The following is a 20,252-nucleotide window of genomic DNA, read 5'->3' on the forward strand; positions in this document are numbered from 1 at the left end:
GGGTGCTGGCGACCAACGCCCAGCTCGTCGAGCGCGCCGCGACCGTGGTGACGAACATGGGCGCGCGGGTGATCGGGCCCGAGGAGGTGCGGGCCAAGCTCGGGCTGACCAAGCGGTCGCCGAAGGCGCGCTGACGGGCGGACGGCCCGGCGGTTTCACTTGCCATACGTTATGCCGACGCTCTGCCGATCGCGGGCAGACCGGCCAGTTCGAAGGGAATGCATCTGATGGCACGCAAGGCGAGCATCATCGGCGGGGGCGTGATCGGCGGCGGCTGGGCCGCCCGCTTCCTGCTCAACGGCTGGGACGTTTCGGTGTTCGATCCTGATCCGCAGGCCGAGCGCAAGATCGGCGAAGTGCTCGCAAACGCGCGGCGGTCGCTGCCCGCTCTGTCGGACGTGCCGATGCCGGCCGAGGGCCGCCTCAGCTTCGCTGCGAGCATCGCCGAGTCGGTGGAAGGCGCTGATTACATTCAGGAATCCGTCTCCGAGCGACTTCCTCTCAAGCATCGCGTCTTCGCCGAGATCCAGGCCGTCGCCAAGGGCGTCCCGATCGGGTCCTCGACCAGCGGTTTCAAGCCCTCGGAACTGCAGGAGGGCGCTGCGGACCCCTCGACGATCTTCGTCTCGCACCCGTTCAACCCGGTCTATCTCCTGCCCCTGTCCGAGATCGTGCCGAGCCCGAAGTCCGATCTGCAGATCATTGAAAATGCGAAGGAAATTCTTCGCGAGATCGGCATGTTCCCGCTTCATGTCCGCAAGGAGATCGACGCCCATATCGCCGACCGTTTCCTCGAGGCGGTCTGGCGCGAGGCGCTCTGGCTGGTGAAGGACGGCATCGCCACGACCGAGGAGATCGACGAGGCGATCCGCATGGGCTTCGGCCTCCGCTGGGGCCAGATGGGCCTCTTCGAGACCTACCGCGTGGCGGGCGGCGAGGCCGGCATGAAGCACTTCATGGCCCAGTTCGGCCCCTGCCTGCAGTGGCCCTGGACCAAGCTCACCGATGTGCCTGAATTCACGGAGGAATTGGTCGACCTGATCGCCGGCCAGTCCGACGAACAGTCGGGTAAATATACGATCCGCGAGCTCGAACGCATCCGCGACCAGAACCTCATCGGCTTCCTGCGCGCGCTGAAGGACCGGAACTGGGGCGCGGGCAAGGTGCTCCTCGACCACGACAAGCGCCGCCGCGCGTCGTTCCACGAGACCGGCAAGACCGGCGAGGGCGCGCCGCTGGTGATGGCTGAGATGCAGGTCCTGCCGGGCTGGATCGACTATAACGGCCACATGACGGAAAGCCGGTATTTGTTCGCGTCGTCAGAGACTTCGGACGCGTTCCTGAGGCTCATCGGCGCCGACATGGACTATGTCGCGAACGGCCACAGCTACTACACGGCCGAGACCCACATCATGCATCTCGGCGAGGCGAAGCTTGGCGACCGCCTGACCGGCACGCTCCAGGTTCTCCATGCCGACGAAAAGCGACTCCATGTATTCATCCGCATCCTGCGCGGCGACGAGGTGGTGGCGAGCCTCGAACAGATGCTGCTCCATGTCGACATGAAGGCCGGCAGAACCTGCCCGGCCGCGCCCGAGGTGCTGGCAAAACTCCTGCCCATCGCCGAGGCCCACGGCTCCTTGCCGCGCCCCGCAGCGGCCGGCCGTTTCGTCGGGCAGCGCAAGTGAACCAGCGGGTCCTCATCACCGCTGGAGCCGCCGGCATCGGCCTCGTCATGGCCCGGACCTTCGCCGCGACCGGAGCCGAGGTCTGGGTCACCGATGTCGACGAGGCCGTGCTCAAGACGGTGCCAGCCGGCATCCGCGCCTCCCGCGTCAATGCCTCGGACGAGGTCGAGATGGCCGCTTTCTTCAAGGAAGTGAAGGAGATATGGGGCGGCGTTGATGTCCTCTGCGCCAATGCCGGGATCAAGGGCCCGACGGCCTCGGTCGAGGAAATGCCGCTCGAAGAATGGCGCGACTGCATCGCCGTCAATCTCGACGGCGCGATGCTGGCCGCGAAACATGCAAGCCCTCTGATGAAGGCCCAGGGCAAGGGCGTGATCCTCTTCACATCCTCCACCGCCGGGCTCTACGGCTTTCCCTACCGCGCGCCCTATGCGGCGGCGAAATGGGCGGTGATCGGGTTGATGAAGACCGTCGCGATGGAACTCGGTCCGCACGGCATCCGCGCCAACGCGATCGCGCCCGGTTCGGTCACCGGCCCCCGCATCGACCGGGTATTCCATGCCGAGGCCGACGCCAAGGGCATGACCTACGAAGCGGTCCGCGACGGCTATGCCGCGGGCACCGCCCTTGGCAAGCTTTCCGACCCCGAAGACATCGCCAACATGGCGGTGTTCCTCGCTTCCGACGCCGCCCGCATGGTCTCCGGCCAGGTCCTGACCGTGGACGGCTTCACGATCAACCCCGACCCCAAGGTGTGAGAAATGGATTTCGGACTGACCGAAGAACAGCGCATGATCGTCGACACGACGCGGGCCTTCGTTGAAAATGAGCTCTACCCGCACGAGGCCGAGGTCGAACGCACCGGCGAGCTGCGCATGGAGCTGATAAAAGAAATACAGGCCAAGGCGATAGAGGCCGGTCTTTATGCGGCCAACATGCCCGAAGAGGTGGGTGGCGCCGGTCTCGATACCCAGACCTGGCTCCTCTACGAGAAGGAACTCGGCAAGGCCAACTACGCGCTCCACTGGACCTGCGTCGCGCGACCCTCGAACATCCTTCTCGCCGGTACCGACGAACAAAAGGAGCGCTACCTCTTCCCCTGCATCCGCGGCGAGAAATGGGACTGTCTCGCGATGACCGAGCCCGGAGCGGGGTCGGACCTGCGCGGCATGAAGGCCTCGGCGCGGGAGGATGGCGACGACTTCGTCCTGAACGGCACCAAGCACTTCATCTCCCACGCCGACATCGCCGATTTCGCCATCACATTCATGGCCACGGGCGAGGAACAGACCCCGCGCGGGGTGAAGAAGAAGATCACCGCCTTCTTCGTCGACAAGGGCACCAAAGGCTTCACCGTGCGCGAGGGCTATCGCAATGTCAGCCACCGCGGCTATACCAACGCGGTCCTCGAGTTCGACGACTGCCGGCTGCCGAAATCGGCGGTGCTCGGCGAGGTCCACAAGGGCTTCGAGGTCGCAAACACCTGGCTCGGCGCCACGCGGCTCCAGGTCGCCGCGACCTGCCTCGGCCGCGCCGAACGCGCGCTCGGACATGCGGTCGCCTATGCAGCCGAGCGCGAGCAGTTCGGCCAGAAGATCGGCAAGTTCCAGGGAATCTCGTTCAAACTTGCAGACATGGCGACGGAACTTAAAGCTGCGGAACTGCTTACCCGCGAGGCCGCCTGGAAGTTCGATGAGGGCACGGTCACCGAGACCGACATGTCGATGGCCAAGCTGAAGGCGACCGAGACGCTGGCCTTCATCGCCGACGAGGCGATCCAGATCCACGGCGGCATGGGACTGATGGACGAACTACCCCTCGAACGCATCTGGCGCGACGCCCGCGTCGAGCGGATCTGGGAAGGAACGAGCGAGATCCAGCGTCACATCATCAGCCGCGAGCTTCTCCGTCCCCTGGGCGCCTGAGCCCGCGAAGCCGGGGGGCTGTCTGCCCCCCGGACCCCCCGAGGATATTTCCGAAAAGAAGAAGCAACGAAATGTTAACCCTCCGCAGACAGAGTGATGTCACGGTACAGGCGGGGACGCCGATGACCGTAAAAGGAGAAGGCGCTCTGCCCCGTCTGGGGCGGAGCGATTCTTCATTCTTCTTTCCAAAAATATCCCGGGGTCCGGGGCAGCGCCCCGGCGCCCTCCACGGGCGCGGAGGTCAGGCATGACACGTGACCTGTCCCGCCTGCTGCGCCCGCGTTCGATCGCCGTCATGGGGTCGGTCTGGGCCGAGAACGTCATTGCCCAGTGCCGCAAGATGGGCTTTGCAGGACCGATCTGGCCGGTCCACCCGACCAAGGTCGAGATAGGCGGGCTACCGGCCTTTCCGTCGCTTGCGGCGCTGCCTGAGGCGCCGGATGCGAGCTTCATCGGTGTCAACCGCCATGCCACGATCGAGGTCGTGGGCGAACTCGCCCGAACGGGAGCCGGCGGCGCGATTTGCTTCGCGAGCGGCTGGACCGAGGCTGGTGAGAAGGGCTTGCAGGATAGTCTGGTCGCGGCGGCGGGCGGGATGCCGGTGCTCGGGCCGAACTGTTACGGTGTGATCAACTATCTCGACGGCGCGCTTCTCTGGCCCGACCAGCACGGCGGGAAACGGGTGGACAAGGGGGTGGCGCTACTCTCCCAGTCCTCGAACATCGTCATCAACCTCACGATGCAGGCGCGCGGTCTGCCGATCGCCTATGTCGCCTGCCTCGGCAATGCCGCGCAGATCGGGCTTGCTGAGCTGGCCGGCGCTCTTCTGGCCGACGACCGGGTCAGCGCGATCGGCATGTATGTCGAGGGGATCGACGATGCCCCGGCCTTCGTAGCGCTGGCCGAGGCGGCACGGGCCGCCGGCAAGGGCGTGGTCTGCGTGAAGTCCGGCAAGACCGAGGCGGCGCAGAGCGCGGCGGCCTCGCATACAGCGGCCCTCGCCGGGGGCGGTGCGGCCTCCTCCGCCTTCCTGCGACAGTCCGGTGTCGCGGAGGTGAACACGCTCGCGGAACTCATTGAGACGCTGAAGATATTCCACGTTCATGGGCCGCAGATCGGCACCAGGCTTTGCTCGCTCTCCTGCTCGGGCGGTGAGGCGGGGCTGGTGTCGGACCTCGCCGCGCCGTTCGGGCTCGACTTCCCGACGCCGAGCCCCGGCCAGCGCCGGCGGCTCGGCGAGATTCTCGGGCCGATCGTCGCGATCGCCAATCCGCTCGACTACCATACGTTCATCTGGGGTGACGGGCCGCGCACCACGGATGTCTTCACGACGATGCTCGAGGGTTACGACGCGGGCCTTTTCGTCATCGACCCGCCGCGCCCCGACCGCTGCGATCCGTCCTCGTTCCAGCCCGCGCTCGACGCGATCGAGGCTGCCGGAAGGGTGACCGGCAAGCCGGCCTTCCCGGTCGCCTCGCTGCCGGAAAACTTCGACGAGACGCGGGCCGAGGCGCTGGTCGCGCGCGGCATCGCGCCCCTTATGGGGCTCGAAACCGCGCTCGGGGCGCTGAAGGCGGCACAGACCCAACCGGGGCAGCCCGGCTGGCGGCCCGCGCCGGCGCTCGAGCCCCGCGCGACACGGCTTCTCGACGAGGCCGAGGGCAAACGGTTCCTCGATAAGGCGGGCGTGGCGATCCCGCGTGGCGTGATTGGCGCGACCTTGGCCGAGGCGCGGGAGAAGGCGGCGGGCCTCACGGCGCCCCTCGTGCTGAAGGGGCTGGGCTTCGCCCACAAGACCGAGGCGGGCGCGGTACGACTCGGGCTCGCCTCGCTCGATGGCGAAGTCGGGATCGAGGGCGCGACCGGATATCTCGTCGAGGAGATGGTGACCGGGGCGGTGGCCGAGATCCTGCTCGGGCTCAGGCGCGATCCGGTCTACGGGATGACGCTGACGCTCGGCCTTGGCGGCGTGGCGGCGGAGCTCCTGGCTGACACGGTGACACTGGTGCTGCCGGTCGGCGAGGACGAGGTGCTTGCGGCCATGCAGCGGCTCCGGCTCTGGCCGCTGCTCGACGGCTATCGCGGCCGGTCGCGCGCCGACATGGCGGCGGTGGCGGCGATCGCGGTCCGGCTCGGCCGGGCGATGCTCGACCGGCCGGAACTTGTGGAAATCGAGATCAACCCGATCCTCGTCCGCCAATCGGGCGCGGTCGCGGTGGACGCATTGATACGGGAGGCTGTGTGATGGCGGAGATGCAGATGCGGACCGAGGGGCCGGTCCGGACCAGGCGCGAGGGCGGCATTCTCGAGGTGACGCTCGACCGGCCCAAGGCCAATGCGATCGACCTCGCGACGAGCCGGGTCATGGGGTTGGTATTCCGCGACTTCCGCGACGACGAGACCTTGCGCGTCGCGATCCTGCGCGCCGAGGGCGACAAGTTCTTCTGCCCCGGCTGGGATCTCAAGGCCGCTGCAGGTGGCGACGCGGTTGACGGCGATTACGGCGTGGGGGGCTTCGGCGGCCTTCAGGAACTGCCCAATCTCAACAAGCCGGTGATCGCGGCGGTGAACGGCATCTGCTGCGGCGGCGGGCTGGAACTGGCCTTGTCGGCCGACCTGATCCTCGCGTCCGACAACGCCACCTTCGCGCTCCCTGAGATCCGCTCCGGTACGGTGGCCGACGCCGCCTCGATCAAGCTGCCGAAGCGCATTCCCTACCATGTCGCGATGGACCTGTTGCTGACCGGGCGCTGGTTCGACGCCGAGGAGGCATTGCGATGGGGGCTCGTGAAGGAGATCACGTCGCCGGATGAGCTTCTCGCCAAGACCTGGGAACTTGCGCGACTTCTCGAAAGCGGGCCGCCGCTCGTTTATGCCGCGATCAAGGAGGTCGTGCGCGAGGCCGAGGCGATGCGTTTCCAGGACGCGCTGAACCGGATCACCAAGCGGCAGATGCCGACCGTGGACCGGCTCTATGGCTCCGAGGACGTGCTCGAAGGCCAGCGCGCCTTCGCCGAGAAGCGCGATCCGGTCTGGACGGGGCGCTAGAGCGGAGCCCGATCCGGGGCGTCCGGACGAGGTAGGGTGCTTTCCACGCCCGTAGCGGTGGAAGGAGGGGGCTGGACGCCCGGAGATCCCGAAGGCTCAAGGCCCCCCCACCTCCATCCCCTCCCCACGAGGGGGAGGGGAGGTGCCCGGTTCTGGCGCGTTTACTTGCGGCCCGGTTTTAGTCCGGGCGCGAGCCGGCGTGGCACCTTCCGGTTGGGGTCAGATCGCGAAACTTGTGCCGCAGCCGCAGCTCGACGTGGCGTTCGGGTTCTCCACCACGAACCGCGCGCCGATCAGCTCGTCGGCATAGTCGATCACCGCGTTCTGCAGGAAGGGCAGCGACACGCTGTCCACCAGAACCTTCTGGCCCTCGCCCTCGAGCACTAGGTCGTCCGGCGCGGGATCGTCGAGCCGGATGTCGTACTGGAAGCCCGAGCAGCCGCCGCCCTCGACAGCCACCCGCAAGGCCTTCGCCTCGCCGCTGGCCGCGTTGATCTCGGCCAGGCGCGCGAAGGCGCGGGGCGTGACTTTCGGCGGCAATGTCAGGTCCATGACGGAATCCCATGTCAATTCGCGGGCAATGCCCATATATGATCGCGCGAAAGACGCGACAAGAACAGGCCGTCATGACGCTTGCACCCTATGCCTGCCACCCGGAGACCTCGCGTGGCCGGCTCTTCCCGGAAACCATGTCCACCTTCCGCTCGCCCTTCCAGCGCGACCGCGACCGGATCATCCATTCCTCCGCCTTCCGGCGCCTCAAGCACAAGACGCAGGTGTTCGTCGAGCACGAGGGCGATTATTACCGCACCCGGCTCACCCACACGATCGAGGTGGCACAGGTCGCGCGCACCATCGCCGGGACGCTCGGCCTCAATGTGGAGCTGGCGGAGGCGGTGGCGCTGGCCCATGACCTCGGTCATCCACCCTTCGGCCATACCGGCGAGGACGCGCTTCACGAACTGATGGCGCCCTATGGCGGCTTCGATCACAACGCGCAGGCGATCCGCATCGTCACCCGGCTCGAACGGCACTATGCCGATTTCGACGGGCTGAACCTGACCTGGGAGACGCTCGAGGGCATCGCCAAGCACAACGGTCCGGTGATCGGTCCGAACGCGCAGGGCTCGCATTCCGTGGCCGACCCGGCCGACATGCCCTATGCGCTGGCCGAGGTGAACGCTCAGTATGATCTGGAGCTTCACACCCATGCCTCGGCCGAGGCGCAGGTGGCGGCGGTGGCCGACGACGTCGCCTACAACCACCACGACCTCCACGACGGGCTCCGCGCCGGGCTCTTCTCCGAGGCGGACCTGATGGAGTTGCCGGTGACCGGCCCCGCCTTCGAGGAGGTCGACCGGCTCTATCCCGGCCTCGACCCCTCGCGTCGCCGCCACGAGGCCCTGCGCCGGGTCTTCGGGGTGATGGTCGAGGATGTCATCGCCGTCGCCCGCAACCGGCTGGAGGCGAGCCAGCCGCAGTCGGCGCAGGAGATCCGCGAGATGGAAGGGCCGATTATCCGGTTCTCGAAACCGCTCTACCAGAACCTCAAGGCGATCAAGTCGTTCCTCTTCACCCGCATGTACCGCGCGCCCTCGGTCGTGCGCGAGCGCCAGCGGGTGACGGCGATGGTCAAGGATCTCTTTCCGCTCTTTCTCGAAGAGTCGTCGCTCCTGCCGGACGAGTGGCACGCCGACATCGCACGGGCGCAGGACCGGACCGAACTGGCCCGCGTCGTCCTCGACTATGTCGCGGGCATGACCGACCGCTTCGCGATCCAGGAGCACGAGCGGCTCTGCCGGGCCGGGGCGGCCTGAGCGGTGGCGCGGAGGAAATTCACCACCAGCCTCCCCGCGCCCTATCTGAAACGGGTGACGGTCATCGCCGAGAAGTACGATCCGGGGCAGGGCTATCCCTTCGACCTGCCCTGGCTCGACGCGGATTTCGCGCTCGACTTCACCACGCCCGTCACCGTGCTCGTCGGCGAGAACGGCACCGGGAAGTCGACCCTGATCGAGGCGCTCGCCGCGATGGCCGGTTATGACGAGGCCGGGGGTGGCAAGGGTTACCGTCCGTTGGACCACTCGCGGGCGCTCGAGAAAAGCGGCGCCGCGCTCGGCGGAACATTTCGCGGCGGTTGGCTGCCGAAGGTCACCGATGGCTGGTTCTTCCGTGCCGAGAGCTTCTATACGGTGGCCCGCCATCTCGACGAGGCTGCGCTCGACGCGGGAGAAGCGCCGCCCGACTTCCTGTCCTGGTCGCATGGCGAAGGCTTCCTGCGCGTCTTCGCCGAACGCTGCCGGCGACAGGGCATCTACTTCCTCGACGAACCTGAAAGCGCGCTGTCGCCGCGCCGCCAACTCGAACTCCTGCGGCTCCTGAACGAGATCCAGACCGGCGCCGGGGCGCAGGTGATCATGGCGATCCATTCACCGATCCTGATGGCGCTTCCCGGCGCCCGGTTGCTGGAGATCACCCGGCTCGGCATTGCGGAGACCGACTACCGCAACACGCGGCACTTCCGGCTCTACCGCAGCTTCGCAGCCGATCCCGAGGAGTTCATCGCCGAGGCGCTGCGCGGCGAGTGGTGAGGCAGACCGGCAGCCACCCCTTCATCTTGCCCGAAATATCCCGGGGGTGCGGGGGCGGCGCCCCCCGCCCGGTCGGCCGGCATCCGGGCCGGCCGACACCCAGCCGATACCCTGCCCGCGCAGCCTGAGCATTGACGCCGCAAACCGCCTCTGGCATGGCAACCGGGACGGAAGGATATGCAGATGAACCTCTTTGCCGAAATCCGGGCGCTCGTCGTCGAAAGCCTCGCCGACATGGCCACCAGGGGTGAGCTGCCCGCGGGGCTCGACATGGCCAATGTCGCGGTGGAACCGCCGCGTGACGCCGCGCATGGCGACATGGCGACCAATGCCGCGATGGTGCTCGCCAAGCCCGCCGGCCTCGCGCCGCGCGTGATCGCGGAGACGCTGGCCGCGCGCCTCGCGGCCGATCCGCGCATCACCACCGCCGAGGTGGCGGGTCCGGGTTTCCTCAATCTCCGCCTCGCGCCCGCCGTATGGCAGGGGGTCGTCGGCGCCGCGCTGACCGAAGGCCGCGATTTCGGCCGTTCAACCCTGGGGCAGGGGACCCGCGTCAACGTCGAGTTCGTCTCCGCAAACCCGACCGGGCCGATGCATGTCGGCCATACCCGCGGCGCGGTCTTCGGCGACGCGCTGGCGGCGCTGCTCGACTTTGCCGGCTTCGACGTCACCCGCGAATACTACATCAACGATGGCGGAGCGCAGGTCGACGTGCTCGCCCGCTCGGCCTATGAGCGCTACCGCGAGGCCAACGGCCTCGATCCCGAGATCGCCGAGGGGCTCTATCCCGGCGATTACCTCATTCCCGTGGGCGAGGCGCTGAAGGCCAAGTACGGCGACACGCTGCTCGACCGGCCCGAGGCCGACTGGCTCGCCGAGGTGCGCGAATTCGCCACCGCCGAGATGATGGCGATGATCCGCGAGGATCTGGCGCTCCTCGGCGTCAGGATGGATGTCTACTCATCGGAGAAGGCGCTCTACGGCACCGGCAAGATCGAGGGCGCGATCGACACTTTGCGCGGCATGGGGCTGATCTACGAGGGTACGCTGGAGCCGCCGAAGGGCAAGCTGCCCGAGGACTGGGAGGAGCGCGAGCAGACGCTGTTCCGTTCCACCGCGCATGGCGACGACGTCGACCGGCCGGTGAAGAAGTCGGACGGATCCTGGACCTATTTCGCGCCCGACATCGCCTACCACTACGACAAGGTGACGCGAGGCTACGATCTCCTGATCGACATCCTCGGCGCCGATCACGGCGGCTATGTGAAGCGGCTGAAGGCGGTGGTCTCGGCGCTGTCGGGCGGCAAGGTGCCCCTGGAGGTCAAGCTCATCCAGCTCGTCAAGCTCTGGAAGAACGGCGCGCCCTTCAAGATGTCGAAGCGCGCGGGAACCTTCGTGACGCTCCGCGACGTGGTCGAGCAGGCCGGCGCGGACGTGACCCGCTTCGTGATGCTTACCCGCAAGAACGACGCGGCCCTGGACTTCGATTTCGACAAGGTGCTGGAACAGTCTAAGGACAACCCGGTCTGGTATGTGCAGTACGCCCATGCCCGCGTCTCTTCGGTGATCCGCAAGGCGACCGCGGCCGGGATCGCGGCGGATGACGCCACCCTCGCGGCGGCCGACCTCGCGAAACTCGGCCACGAGGCCGAGATCGGACTCGCGAAGAAGATCGCCGAATGGCCGCGTCTCGTCGAGATCGCCGCGCGCGGGCAGGAGCCGCACCGGATCGCGTTCTACCTCTACGAGCTTGCCTCCGATCTCCACGCGCTCTGGAACCGCGGCAACGACGATGCCTCCTTGCGCTTCCTGCAGGAGGGCGACGCGGCCACGAGCCAGGCCAAAATCGCGCTCGCGCGGGCCACGGGCGTTGTCATTTCGGCGGGTCTTGGTATCCTTGGCGTGACCCCGGCCGAAGAGATGCGCTGACACAAGACGCCAGCCGGGACGACGCAGGCAAGACGGACCCGGCGCCGCCGAATACGGGCGCGGCGCGCGAGCGAGGCAGAGCATGGCGGAAGCGGATTATGACGACTACGACGCCTATGACGGCTACGCCGAGGCGGCGTTGGCGCGCGCCCGGCGCGGTGGGGCGGTTCAGAAATGGATCAACGGCGCCGGGGCGGTCACGTCGCTCGCGCTGATCGTCGGGGTGGGTATCTGGGGATACAATCTCGCGGTGCGTGACGTGCACGGCGTCCCCGTCGTGCGCGCGCTGGAGGGGCCGGCGCGGATCGCCCCGGAAAACCCCGGCGGCGAGCTTGCGTTGCACCAGGGCATGGCGGTCAACGAGATCGCCGCCGACGGCGCTGCGGGCGACCCAGCCGAGACGCTGACCCTCGCCCCACGGCCCGAGGGGCTGGCCGAGGAGGACCAGCCGATGGGCGCGATCGCCGAGGCCGGCGGCCAAACTGCACCCGGCGACCATGCCGGCACGGTGGAACCCGCGCCGCTCGATCCCGCTCTATCCGGCGAGGAAGCCCCGGCGCTGCTGGAGCCGCTGCCCGATGGGCCGGTCGAGCCGGTCGTCGGGCTCGAGACCGAACTCGCGGCGGCCGGGGCACCGTTCGTGGCCCCGGACGTGATCGCCTCCGACATTCCCGGCGTCGCGGTCTCGCGCCGCCCCGCTGCACGGCCCGGAAGCGCCGCAATTGCCGATCCGGGCTCCGACGCGGCGATCGACCCGATGGCCGAAGCTGCCGCCGCCGCTGTGGCGCTGGCGCTCGCGCCGCAGCTCGCGGCCGATGTGGCGCCCGGATCGCTGGCCACGGGCACGCAACTCGTGCAGATCGGCTCCTACCCCGGAGAGTCCGAGGCGCGGCTCGAATGGGACAAGGCGTCGGCGCGGTTCGGCGCGCTCATGGACGGCAAGCGCCGGGTGATCGAGCCCGCGGAAAGCGGCGGCCAGACCTTCTACCGGCTGCGCGTGGAAGGCTTCTCCGATCTCGACGACGCCCGGCGCTTCTGTGCCGCGCTCAAGGCCGAGAACGCCGAATGCGTGCCCGCCGAGGTGCGCTGATGACCCAGTCCGCGACGATCCTCGGCTGCGAGGGCAGCCGGCTCGGCACCGACGAGGCTGCGTTTTTCCGCGAGGCCGATCCCTTGGGCTTCATCCTCTTTGCCCGAAATGTCGAGACACCGGACCAGCTCCGTCGCCTGACAGGCGATCTGCGTGCCGCGGTCGGCCGCGAGGCGCCGATCCTCGTCGACCAGGAGGGCGGCCGGGTCCAGCGGCTCGGCGCGCCGCACTGGCGCGAATGGCTGCCGCCACTCGATCAGGTCGCCCGGACGGCGCCGGAGGCGATGGAGCGCGGCCTCTACCTCCGCTACCGGCTGATCGCGGCGGAGCTGCGGGCGGTCGGCATCGACGCGAACTGCGCGCCGACGGCGGACATCGCCGGGCAAGACACCCATCCGTTCCTGAAGAACCGCTGCTTCGGAGCCGACGCCGCGACTGTGACGCGGGCGGCACGCGCCTCGGCCGAGGGCCTGCTTCAGGGCGGGGTCCTGCCGGTGATGAAGCACCTCCCCGGCCACGGTCGCGCGGTGGTGGACAGCCACCTGCAGCTGCCGCGCGTGGGCGCGGCGTTGGGCGATCTCGACGCCACCGACTTCGCCCCGTTCCGGGCGCTCGCCGATCTGCCGATGGCGATGACCGCCCATATCGTCTTCGACGCGGTTGACGCGGAGCGGCCGGCCACCGCCTCGGCGGCGGCCATCGCACTCATCCGCGACAGGATCGGCTTCGGCGGGCTCCTGATGACTGACGATCTGTCGATGGAGGCGCTTTCGGGTACGCTTGGCGAACGCGCGGCGGCTGGGATCGCGGCGGGCTGCGACATCGCGCTCTACTGCAAGGGCATCCGCGCGGAGGCCGAGGCCGTCGTCGTCGCCTCCGGTCACCTCTCCGGCGCAGCCGCGGCACGGGCCGAGCAGGCGCTGGCCTGCCGCCGGCCCCCCGATGCCATTGACACGGCCCTTCTGGAAGCCGAACTTGAGGCCCTTCTGATGGGGCGGGTCCATGGCTGAACCGACAGCGTTCGAGGAAGACCGGACCTCGGTCAGCGAGCGCCTCGCCGCCGAGGCGCTGATCGTTGATGTCGACGGCTTCGAGGGGCCGCTCGACCTCCTCCTGACGCTGTCGCGCACCCAGAAGGTCGACCTGCGCAAGATTTCGGTGCTGCGGCTCGCCGAACAGTACCTTTCCTTCGTCGACAAGGCCAAGGTGCTCCGGCTTGAACTCGCGGCCGATTACCTTGTGATGGCGGCCTGGCTCGCCTTCCTGAAATCGCGCCTGCTGCTGCCGCCCGATCCCGAGGACGAGGGTCCCTCGGGCGAGGAACTGGCCGCCCATCTCGCCTTCCAGCTCGAACGGCTGCAGGCGATGCGCGAATCCGCCGCCCGCCTCATGGCGCGCGACCAGAAGGGACGCGACTTCTTCGTGCGCGGCGTGCCCGAGGACGTGATGCGGGTGCGCAAGGTCACCTATACCGCGACGCTCCTCGACCTGATGCAGGCATATGCCCGGATCCGCACCCGCGATGAATTTCGCCCCTATGCGATGGACCGCCACCATGTCTTCACCATGGAACAGGCGCTCGACCGGATGCGCGGCCTGATCGGCTACGCCGGTGACTGGACCGACCTCGCCGTCTACCTGCCCGAGGGCTGGACCGCCGATCCCGCGCGCCGCCGCTCGGCCACGGCGGCGACCTTCGCGGCCTCGCTGGAGCTTGCCAAGCAGGGACAGATCGAGTTGAGACAGGCCGAGACCTTCGCGCCCATCGCCATCAGACGGAAAGAGACGTGACCGAGACCAGCGCGCCCGAGAAGAGCCTCTTCGAGGCCCCACCCATCGCCGAGCAGGAGCGGATGGTGGAGGCGATCCTCTTCGCATCGACGGACCCGGTGACGGTCGCCGATCTCGCCGCGCGGATGCCGCATGGATCGGACCCGGCGGAGGCGCTCGTCTACCTGCGCAAGCGCTACGAGGGCAGGGGTGTCCGTGTGGTGAAGGTCGGCGATGCCTGGGCGATGCGCACCGCGCCCGATCTCGGCTTCCTGATGCAGAAGGAGACGGTCGAGACCCGCAAGCTCTCGCGCGCGGCGATCGAGACGCTGGCGATCATAGCCTATCACCAGCCCGCCACCCGCGCCGAGATCGAGGAGATCCGCGGCGTCGCGGTGAGCCGCGGCACGGTCGACCAGCTTCTCGAGATGGAGTGGGTCCGTTTCGGCCGCCGGCGGATGACCCCGGGCCGGCCGGTGACCTATGTGGTCACGCAACAATTCCTCGACCATTTCGGGCTGGAATCGGCGCGCGACCTGCCGGGGCTGAAGGAACTCCGCGCCGCCGGCCTTCTCGACAGCCGGCCCCTGCCGGGCACGGTCAGCCTCTCCGACGAGGAAGCCGAGGACCAGGCCGGCCAAAGCGAGCTTTTCGAGGATTGAGCCCGGCCCGGCCGCCGGACCTCGATTTTTCGCCGAAAAATCGGTGCCTGGCGGTCACGCCGCGCGGAAATGCTTGGAGAGTTTCAGCCCCTGGCCCTGATAATTCGAGGCGATGCCGCTGCCATAGAGCCGCGCCGGCCGCGCGGCCATGCGCTCGTAGACGAGCCGGCCCACGACCTGCCCGTGTTCGAGGACGAAGGGGGCCTCGTGGCAACGCACCTCCAGCACCCCGCGCGAGCCCGTGCCGCCGGCCTCGGCCCAACCGAATCCGGGGTCGAAGAAGCCCGCGTAATGGACCCGGAACTCGCCCACCATCGCAAGGTAGGGCGCCATCTCGGCGGCGTAGTCGGGCGGGATCGTCACCGCCTCGCGGCTGACGAGGATGTAGAACGCGCCGGGATCGAGGATGATCCGGCCCTCGGTGGTGCGGACCTCCTCCCAGAAGTCGAGGGGCGCGTAGTGACCGATGAGGTCGAGGTCGATCACCCCGGTATGGGGTTTCGCGCGATAGCCGACGAGGTCGCCTGCCGCGGGCTTGAGATCGACCGAGAACCCGAGCCCCTCGGAGATCACTGCCGTTCCAGAGACGAGGCTCTCGGCGGCGTGCAGCTCCCGCAGTTCGACGTCGGTCAAAAGCGCCTGGCCATGCCGGAACCGGATCTGGTTGAGCCGCATGCCGGGCCGGACCAGCACGGAAAAGGAGCGCGGGCAGATCTCGGCGTAGAGCGGGCCGTGATAGCCCTCGGGGATGCGGTCGAATTCCTCGCCGCCATCGGTGATCGTGCGGGTCAGGAGGTCAAGCCGGCCGGTCGAGCTCTTGGCATTGGCGACCGCGGTGAGACCGCTGGGCAGCGCCAGGCTTTCGGCCAGAGGCACGACATAGACGCAGCCCTTTTCCAGCACCGCGCCCTGGCTCAGGTCGACGCGGTGCATCTCGAACTCGGCGAGGCGCTCGGCGACGGTGCGGCCCTTGCCGGCGAGGAACGAGGCGCGGACGCGGTAGGCGACGGTGCCGAGGCGGAGATCGAGGCTCGCGGGCTGGACCTGGATTTCCTCGACGGCGGGATCTGCGGCGATCTGGCCTTCCCGGATCATCCCGCGCAGCGCCGCATCGGCCAGGACGCCGGTTCCGCGGGTCTCAACGCTCATCTGCCGTCTCCCGATATGCGAACGCCCACCCCGGCGAAGGGGTGGGCGTTTCGGTGATGGTCGGGCCGGCGAGATTCGAACTCGCGACCTTCCGCCCCCCAGACGGACGCGCTAACCAGGCTGCGCCACGGCCCGACGAAGCGGGGTATAGGCCGATTGCGGGGGCGGGGGCAAGCGCCAAAACGCATGTCGGAACCGGAGCCGAAATCGTTCGCACCGCCCGCTCAGCCCGGCTGTTGCGGATCCAGCGCGGCCAGCCGGTCGTGCAATGTCAGGAGACGGTGGTAGAGCGAGCGCAGCTCGGTGCGCATGGCGCGCGCTTGCGCGTCGTCGACGGTCCGCAGCAGCGCCGCTGTAGTCGGGCGCCCGCCGCCGTTCTCACGCGTGGCCGCGGCGGGTAACGCGGACTGGCGTTCGAGAGCCAGGACATTGCCCGGTGATCCCACGGGCAGGGTCGGGACATCCGCGTGCATCGGCGCTTCGGATGCCAATCCTGCCGGGTCCGGAGCAAGCGGAAACAGGTTGCCCTGCGCCGGGTCGTGACGCGCGGCAACGTCCAACCGGCGCGGCGCCGGAGCCGGGCGCGTCGCAGGGGGCGGAGCGGGCTCGAGCGGCGGGGCCGCGGCCTCCGGTTCCGCCTCGGCTTCAGCGGGCGCGCTCTCGCCGAGTGACAGCGCCGCGACATGGCGTATGCCCGATTCCCTGAGGATCTTCTGGACGCCGCGAATCGTCAGCCCGTCCTCGTGCAGGAGTTTCTTGATCCCGCCGAGCAGCGCGACGTCGTTCGGCCGGTAATAGCGCCGCCCGCCGGCGCGCTTGACCGGCTTCACCTGGGAAAAGCGGCTTTCCCAGAAGCGCAGGACATGGGCCGGCGTGTCCAGAATCTCGGAGACTTCGCTGATCGTGCGAAAGGCCTCGGCCGATTTCTCCATGCCCGCAGCCTCAGCCTTTGTTGCCCGCCGCGACGCGGTCCTTCATCAGATGCGAGGGACGGAAGGTGAGAACACGGCGCGGATGGATCGGCACCTCGTCCCCGGTTTTGGGGTTGCGGCCGACGCGGGCGGCCTTGTCGCGGACCGAGAACGTGCCGAAGGACGAGATCTTCACCGTCTCGCCGGCGACAAGCGCGTCGGACATGTGCTGCAGCACGCCTTCGACAAGCTGGGCGGATTCGTTGCGCGACAGGCCGACCTCGCGGAAGACGGCTTCACTCAGATCCATGCGAGTCAGGGTCTTTTCACTCATGACGGTTCCCCGGTTGTTTGGGGAGGAGGATGAGTGGTTTGAAAACCCAAGTCAATATCAATGGCTTGGGTGCGCCAATTCAAGCGGAAATCTACCAGCGCAGGACGACCGAGCCCCAGGAAAGGCCGCCGCCGATCGCTTCGGTGACAAGAAGGTCGCCCTCCTTGATCTGGCCGCGTGCCTTGCCGACCGAAAGCGCGAGCGGAATCGACGCGGCCGAGGTGTTGCCGTGGTCCTGGACGGTCACGACGACTCGCTCCATCGGCACCTGCATCCGGCTTGCCGTCGCCGAGATGATTCTGAGATTCGCCTGGTGCGGCACGATCCAGTCGACATCGGCCGACGAGAGCCCTGCCTTGTCGAGCGCGGTATGCGCGGTCTGCGCCAGCTTCTCGACTGCGTGGCGGAAGACCTGGTTGCCCTGCATCCTGAGATGCCCGGCGGTGCCGGTCGTCGAGACGCCGCCATCGACGTAGAGAAGTTCGCGATGCGTGCCGTCGCTGTTGAGGTCGGTCGCGAGGATGCCGCGATCCGCCGAGGTGCCCGTGCCGGTCGCGGCTTCGAGCACGACCGCCCCGGCGCCGTCGCCGAAGAGCACGCAGGTGGAGCGGTCCTCGAAATCGAGGATCCGGCTGAAGGTCTCGGCGCCGACCACGAGCACCCGCCTGGCCTGACCTGACAGAATCAGCGCGTTGGCATTGGCCAGCGCGAAGACGAAGCCCGCGCAGACCGCCTGCACGTCGAAGGCGAAGCCCTTCTTCATGCCGATCTTCTGCTGGATCATCGTCGCGGCCGAGGGGAAGGTGAGGTCGGCGGTCGAGGTGGCGAGGATCACCGCGTCGAGGTCGTCGGCAGTCATTCCGGCATCTGACAGCGCCGCGCGGGCGGCATGGGCGCCGAGATCCGACGTGGTTTCGCCCTCTGCGGCGAAATGGCGTCGTTCGATTCCAGTTCGGGTCTTGATCCACTCGTCCGACGTGTCGATCCGGGTTTCGAATTCGGAGTTCGGAACGACGCGCGCAGGCAGATAATGCCCGACACCACGGACCACGGCACGGAGAGTCATTCGGAAGCCCTGTTCTGTTCGAGCGGTTGCGCGGCATCCTGCCCCGCCAGAGCGGCAGAGGCAACCCGCGCCGCGAGCCGGTCCTGGAAGCCGGATTCGGCCAGCCGGAAGGCGAGCTTGATCGCCGCCGAGACACCCGTGGCATCTGCCGAGCCGTGGGATTTCACGATCGTCCCGTTCAACCCGAGGAAAACGCCGCCGTTTTGGCGGCGTGGGTCGATGCGCTTCCTGAGCCGCTTCAGCGGACCGAGTGCGAGGAGTGCCGCGAAGCGCGACAGGAGCGTTGCGTTGAATTCCTCGCGCAGGAATTCGCCGACAAGCCGCGCGGTGCCCTCGCCGGTCTTCAGCGCGATGTTGCCGGTGAAGCCGTCGGTGACGATCACGTCGACCCGCGTCGATGGCAGATCGCTTCCCTCGACGAAGCCGACATAGTCGAAATTGCCCGTCTCGGTCGCGGCCGCGATCAGGTCCTGCGCCGCCTTGAGCTCGGCCCGGCCCTTGTGCTCCTCGGTGCCGACATTGAGTAGGCCGATCCGTGGCCGCTCGATGCCGAGCCCGTTGCGGGCATAGGATGCGCCCATCAGCGCGTATTGAAGGAGATCAGGGGCATCCGCCTTGATGTCGGCTCCGACGTCGAGCATCAGGTTGAAGCCGCCGGGATTGCGCGAGGGCCAGAGACAGGCGATCGCCGGGCGGTTGACGCCGGGCAGCTTCCTCAGCCGGATCACCGACAGCGCCATCAGCGCGCCGGTATTGCCGCAACTCACCGCGACGGTGGCCTCGTGATTGCGCACGCTCTCGATTGCCGACCACATCGAGGTGCCGGAGCCGTTGCGCATGACCTGTCCGGGCTTGTCGTCCATCGTGACGACGCCTTCGGCATGACGAATAGTGCAGCGGCCCGAGAGTTCGGACCGCTTGGCGACGAGTTGTGCGAGTTCGGGCTCGGGGCCGTGGACGATGAACTCGATTGCCGGGTTCTTCGACGCAGAGTCGGCCATGCCGGCGACCACGGCCGCCGGCCCCCTGTCGCCGCCCATGGCGTCGACGGAAATGACGATCCGCCCCGTGGAACCGGACTGCGGGCTTTCAGGCTGCGGATCGCGCTCTGACAGCATGTCGCTCGTGCTGCCGGGACACGGCCTCAGGCCGCGTCGTCGTCCAGATCGACCTCGGCGGCCTGGGCGATGACTTCGCGATCGTCATAGTGACCGCAAGCGCCGCAAACGTGGTGCGGGCGCTTCAGTTCGCCACAGTTCGGGCACTCGTTCGGATTCGCAGCGACCAGGGCATCGTGGGCGCGGCGCATGTTGCGGCGGGACCGCGTAACTCGGTTCTGAGGGACAGCCATGTCTCAACCTCGGGCTATTCGTGGGGCAAGGCCCCGGTTTTCCTGCGGTTTCGTCACTGGTTGCCTAGCGCTACCGGGTGCGAACCCAACGTACAAGCGAGGCCGGGAACATACTGGGATTCTGTCCGGGCGCAAGTGTTTTCTGGCATGTTTTCCGCGCCAGGTGCGGCAGTTTTCGGCTTATTCCCCGCCGCCGTTTTTTTTCATCAGATCGGCAAGTCCGGCGAAGGGGCGCCGCTCTTCGTCGGCAAGCGGTTCGGCGCCCGGCGGGGTGACGCTCGTGGTGCCGACCTCGGCGCCCTCGGCGCGCGGGTAGAGCGGCAGCGCGAGAGTCAGCGCCTCGACCATCACGGCCCCCGCATCGATCACCGTGGGCAACGGTTCGGCGGTCTCGTCCTCGGGCATCTCGATTTCCTCGCCGTCGGGTTCGGGCATGTCGGCGAGGTAGCGCCGCTCGACCGTCTCCTCGATCCGCGTCACGACGGGGGCGAGGCTGACCACGCAGGCTTGCGTGACCGTCGCGCCAAGCTCTGCCCTGAGCAGCCAGTCGCGCCGTCCCTGCGGCAGAAGCTCGCCGCGAAACCGGAGCTTGGCGACCGCGACGACACCGATTTCGGCGGCAATGCGCTCGAGCATCTCCGATTCCGGCTTCAGGTCGAACCGTGTCGGTTTGCGGGCCGCGAGATCGGCGACGCGGAGTGGGTGGGGAGCGACGGTCGGGTGCGAACTCATGGGGCG

The 20,252-nt window shown here is 68.0% G+C and carries 21 protein-coding genes and 1 tRNA gene; 13 read left to right on the forward strand and 9 right to left on the reverse strand.

All coding sequences use genetic code 11. The features are described from left to right. The 6 genes from OM960_RS00005 to OM960_RS00030 all read left to right on the forward strand — a co-directional run. The coding region (locus tag OM960_RS00005; RefSeq protein WP_264770947.1) for a 3-keto-5-aminohexanoate cleavage protein at positions 1–134 on the forward strand (134 nt) is incomplete at its 5' end. Between the two features lie 93 nt (positions 135–227). Continuing rightward, on the forward strand, positions 228–1,688 hold the full coding sequence (locus tag OM960_RS00010; RefSeq protein ID WP_264770666.1) for a carnitine 3-dehydrogenase: 1,461 nt from the start codon (positions 228–230) through the stop codon (positions 1,686–1,688). Beyond that, positions 1,685–2,446: an SDR family oxidoreductase gene (locus OM960_RS00015; protein WP_264770667.1), complete on the forward strand. Its 762-nt coding sequence runs from the start codon at positions 1,685–1,687 to the stop codon at positions 2,444–2,446. Before OM960_RS00010 ends, OM960_RS00015 begins: the two co-directional genes overlap by 4 nt. 3 nt (positions 2,447–2,449) lie before the next feature. After that, entirely contained in the window at positions 2,450–3,613 is a 1,164-nt protein-coding gene (locus OM960_RS00020; RefSeq protein ID WP_264770668.1) for an acyl-CoA dehydrogenase family protein, read from the forward strand. Between the two features lie 247 nt (positions 3,614–3,860). After that, positions 3,861–5,858 (forward strand): acetate--CoA ligase family protein, encoded by a 1,998-nt coding sequence (locus tag OM960_RS00025; protein ID WP_264770669.1) that lies wholly within the window; start codon positions 3,861–3,863, stop codon positions 5,856–5,858. Next, the gene (locus tag OM960_RS00030) at positions 5,858–6,661 is read left to right on the forward strand and encodes a carnitinyl-CoA dehydratase (RefSeq protein ID WP_264770670.1); all 804 of its coding nucleotides are present in this window, start codon (positions 5,858–5,860) and stop codon (positions 6,659–6,661) included. Before OM960_RS00025 ends, OM960_RS00030 begins: the two co-directional genes overlap by 1 nt. A gap of 219 nt (positions 6,662–6,880) precedes the next feature. On the opposite strand, the gene OM960_RS00035 is transcribed toward OM960_RS00030, so the two are convergent. Continuing rightward, positions 6,881–7,207, reverse strand: a complete 327-nt coding sequence (locus OM960_RS00035) for a HesB/IscA family protein (protein ID WP_263332699.1) — start codon at positions 7,205–7,207, stop codon at positions 6,881–6,883. 80 nt (positions 7,208–7,287) lie between these two features. Here OM960_RS00035 and OM960_RS00040 point away from each other — a divergent pair, with 80 nt between their 5' ends. The 7 genes from OM960_RS00040 (at position 7,288) to scpB (ending at position 14,703) form a co-directional block, all read left to right on the forward strand. Then, positions 7,288–8,478, forward strand: coding sequence for a deoxyguanosinetriphosphate triphosphohydrolase (locus OM960_RS00040; RefSeq protein WP_264770671.1), 1,191 nt, complete (start codon positions 7,288–7,290; stop codon positions 8,476–8,478). A gap of 3 nt (positions 8,479–8,481) precedes the next feature. Then, a complete protein-coding gene (locus OM960_RS00045) occupies positions 8,482–9,252 on the forward strand; it encodes an AAA family ATPase (protein WP_264770672.1) in 771 nt (256 codons plus the stop codon). Between the two features lie 183 nt (positions 9,253–9,435). Next, the gene (argS, locus tag OM960_RS00050) at positions 9,436–11,181 is read left to right on the forward strand and encodes an arginine--tRNA ligase (RefSeq protein ID WP_264770673.1); all 1,746 of its coding nucleotides are present in this window, start codon (positions 9,436–9,438) and stop codon (positions 11,179–11,181) included. An 82-nt stretch (positions 11,182–11,263) separates the two neighbouring features. Next, positions 11,264–12,271, forward strand: coding sequence for an SPOR domain-containing protein (locus tag OM960_RS00055; RefSeq protein ID WP_264770674.1), 1,008 nt, complete (start codon positions 11,264–11,266; stop codon positions 12,269–12,271). Further along, complete coding sequence (locus OM960_RS00060) at positions 12,247–13,281, forward strand: glycoside hydrolase family 3 N-terminal domain-containing protein (protein ID WP_432759501.1); 1,035 nt, start codon at positions 12,247–12,249, stop codon at positions 13,279–13,281. The genes OM960_RS00055 and OM960_RS00060 overlap by 25 nt, the downstream gene beginning before the upstream one ends. Next, a complete protein-coding gene (locus tag OM960_RS00065; RefSeq protein WP_263331954.1) occupies positions 13,274–14,062 on the forward strand; it encodes a segregation and condensation protein A in 789 nt (262 codons plus the stop codon). The genes OM960_RS00060 and OM960_RS00065 overlap by 8 nt, the downstream gene beginning before the upstream one ends. 62 nt (positions 14,063–14,124) lie before the next feature. Continuing rightward, positions 14,125–14,703, forward strand: a complete 579-nt coding sequence (gene scpB, locus OM960_RS00070; protein WP_263332701.1) for an SMC-Scp complex subunit ScpB — start codon at positions 14,125–14,127, stop codon at positions 14,701–14,703. A 54-nt stretch (positions 14,704–14,757) separates the two neighbouring features. Here the strand turns inward: scpB and OM960_RS00075 are convergent, their stop codons facing one another. From OM960_RS00075 to OM960_RS00110, 8 genes are all read right to left on the reverse strand, one after another. Next, positions 14,758–15,852: a 2'-deoxycytidine 5'-triphosphate deaminase gene (locus OM960_RS00075; RefSeq protein WP_264770675.1), complete on the reverse strand. Its 1,095-nt coding sequence runs from the start codon at positions 15,850–15,852 to the stop codon at positions 14,758–14,760. A 57-nt stretch (positions 15,853–15,909) separates the two neighbouring features. Further along, positions 15,910–15,987 (reverse strand) — tRNA-Pro (locus OM960_RS00080). An 89-nt stretch (positions 15,988–16,076) separates the two neighbouring features. Beyond that, a complete protein-coding gene (locus OM960_RS00085; protein ID WP_263331961.1) occupies positions 16,077–16,784 on the reverse strand; it encodes a MerR family transcriptional regulator in 708 nt (235 codons plus the stop codon). A gap of 10 nt (positions 16,785–16,794) precedes the next feature. After that, positions 16,795–17,097 (reverse strand): integration host factor subunit alpha, encoded by a 303-nt coding sequence (gene ihfA / locus OM960_RS00090; RefSeq protein WP_263331965.1) that lies wholly within the window; start codon positions 17,095–17,097, stop codon positions 16,795–16,797. Positions 17,098–17,188: 91 nt separating this feature from the next. Further along, the gene (locus tag OM960_RS00095) at positions 17,189–18,163 is read right to left on the reverse strand and encodes a beta-ketoacyl-ACP synthase III (RefSeq protein WP_264770676.1); all 975 of its coding nucleotides are present in this window, start codon (positions 18,161–18,163) and stop codon (positions 17,189–17,191) included. After that, the gene (plsX, locus tag OM960_RS00100; RefSeq protein ID WP_264770677.1) at positions 18,160–19,281 is read right to left on the reverse strand and encodes a phosphate acyltransferase PlsX; all 1,122 of its coding nucleotides are present in this window, start codon (positions 19,279–19,281) and stop codon (positions 18,160–18,162) included. Before plsX ends, OM960_RS00095 begins: the two co-directional genes overlap by 4 nt. 26 nt (positions 19,282–19,307) lie before the next feature. Continuing rightward, entirely contained in the window at positions 19,308–19,514 is a 207-nt protein-coding gene (rpmF, locus tag OM960_RS00105) for a 50S ribosomal protein L32 (RefSeq protein WP_263331973.1), read from the reverse strand. 180 nt (positions 19,515–19,694) lie between these two features. After that, complete coding sequence (locus tag OM960_RS00110) at positions 19,695–20,246, reverse strand: YceD family protein (protein WP_264770678.1); 552 nt, start codon at positions 20,244–20,246, stop codon at positions 19,695–19,697. Between the last annotated feature and the right edge of the window lie 6 nt (positions 20,247–20,252).

Origin of the sequence: Defluviimonas salinarum, assembly GCF_026013545.1 — a bacterium.
GTDB classification, from domain to species: Bacteria; Pseudomonadota; Alphaproteobacteria; order Rhodobacterales; family Rhodobacteraceae; genus Albidovulum; species Albidovulum salinarum.

Coding starts and splice junctions, on each gene's coding strand:
- plsX (WP_264770677.1), bottom strand. CDS start 19,281: ATGCTGTCAGAGCGCGATCCGCAGCCTGAAAGCCCGCAGTCCGGTTCC.
- OM960_RS00030 (WP_264770670.1), top strand. CDS start 5,858: ATGGCGGAGATGCAGATGCGGACCGAGGGGCCGGTCCGGACCAGGCGC.
- OM960_RS00055 (WP_264770674.1), top strand. CDS start 11,264: ATGGCGGAAGCGGATTATGACGACTACGACGCCTATGACGGCTACGCC.
- OM960_RS00095 (WP_264770676.1), bottom strand. CDS start 18,163: ATGACTCTCCGTGCCGTGGTCCGTGGTGTCGGGCATTATCTGCCTGCG.
- OM960_RS00025 (WP_264770669.1), top strand. CDS start 3,861: ATGACACGTGACCTGTCCCGCCTGCTGCGCCCGCGTTCGATCGCCGTC.
- rpmF (WP_263331973.1), bottom strand. CDS start 19,514: ATGGCTGTCCCTCAGAACCGAGTTACGCGGTCCCGCCGCAACATGCGC.
- ihfA (WP_263331965.1), bottom strand. CDS start 17,097: ATGAGTGAAAAGACCCTGACTCGCATGGATCTGAGTGAAGCCGTCTTC.
- scpB (WP_263332701.1), top strand. CDS start 14,125: ATGGTGGAGGCGATCCTCTTCGCATCGACGGACCCGGTGACGGTCGCC.
- OM960_RS00065 (WP_263331954.1), top strand. CDS start 13,274: ATGGCTGAACCGACAGCGTTCGAGGAAGACCGGACCTCGGTCAGCGAG.
- argS (WP_264770673.1), top strand. CDS start 9,436: ATGAACCTCTTTGCCGAAATCCGGGCGCTCGTCGTCGAAAGCCTCGCC.
- OM960_RS00110 (WP_264770678.1), bottom strand. CDS start 20,246: ATGAGTTCGCACCCGACCGTCGCTCCCCACCCACTCCGCGTCGCCGAT.
- OM960_RS00020 (WP_264770668.1), top strand. CDS start 2,450: ATGGATTTCGGACTGACCGAAGAACAGCGCATGATCGTCGACACGACG.
- OM960_RS00075 (WP_264770675.1), bottom strand. CDS start 15,852: ATGAGCGTTGAGACCCGCGGAACCGGCGTCCTGGCCGATGCGGCGCTG.
- OM960_RS00085 (WP_263331961.1), bottom strand. CDS start 16,784: ATGGAGAAATCGGCCGAGGCCTTTCGCACGATCAGCGAAGTCTCCGAG.
- OM960_RS00060 (WP_432759501.1), top strand. CDS start 12,247: ATGCGTGCCCGCCGAGGTGCGCTGATGACCCAGTCCGCGACGATCCTC.
- OM960_RS00010 (WP_264770666.1), top strand. CDS start 228: ATGGCACGCAAGGCGAGCATCATCGGCGGGGGCGTGATCGGCGGCGGC.
- OM960_RS00040 (WP_264770671.1), top strand. CDS start 7,288: ATGACGCTTGCACCCTATGCCTGCCACCCGGAGACCTCGCGTGGCCGG.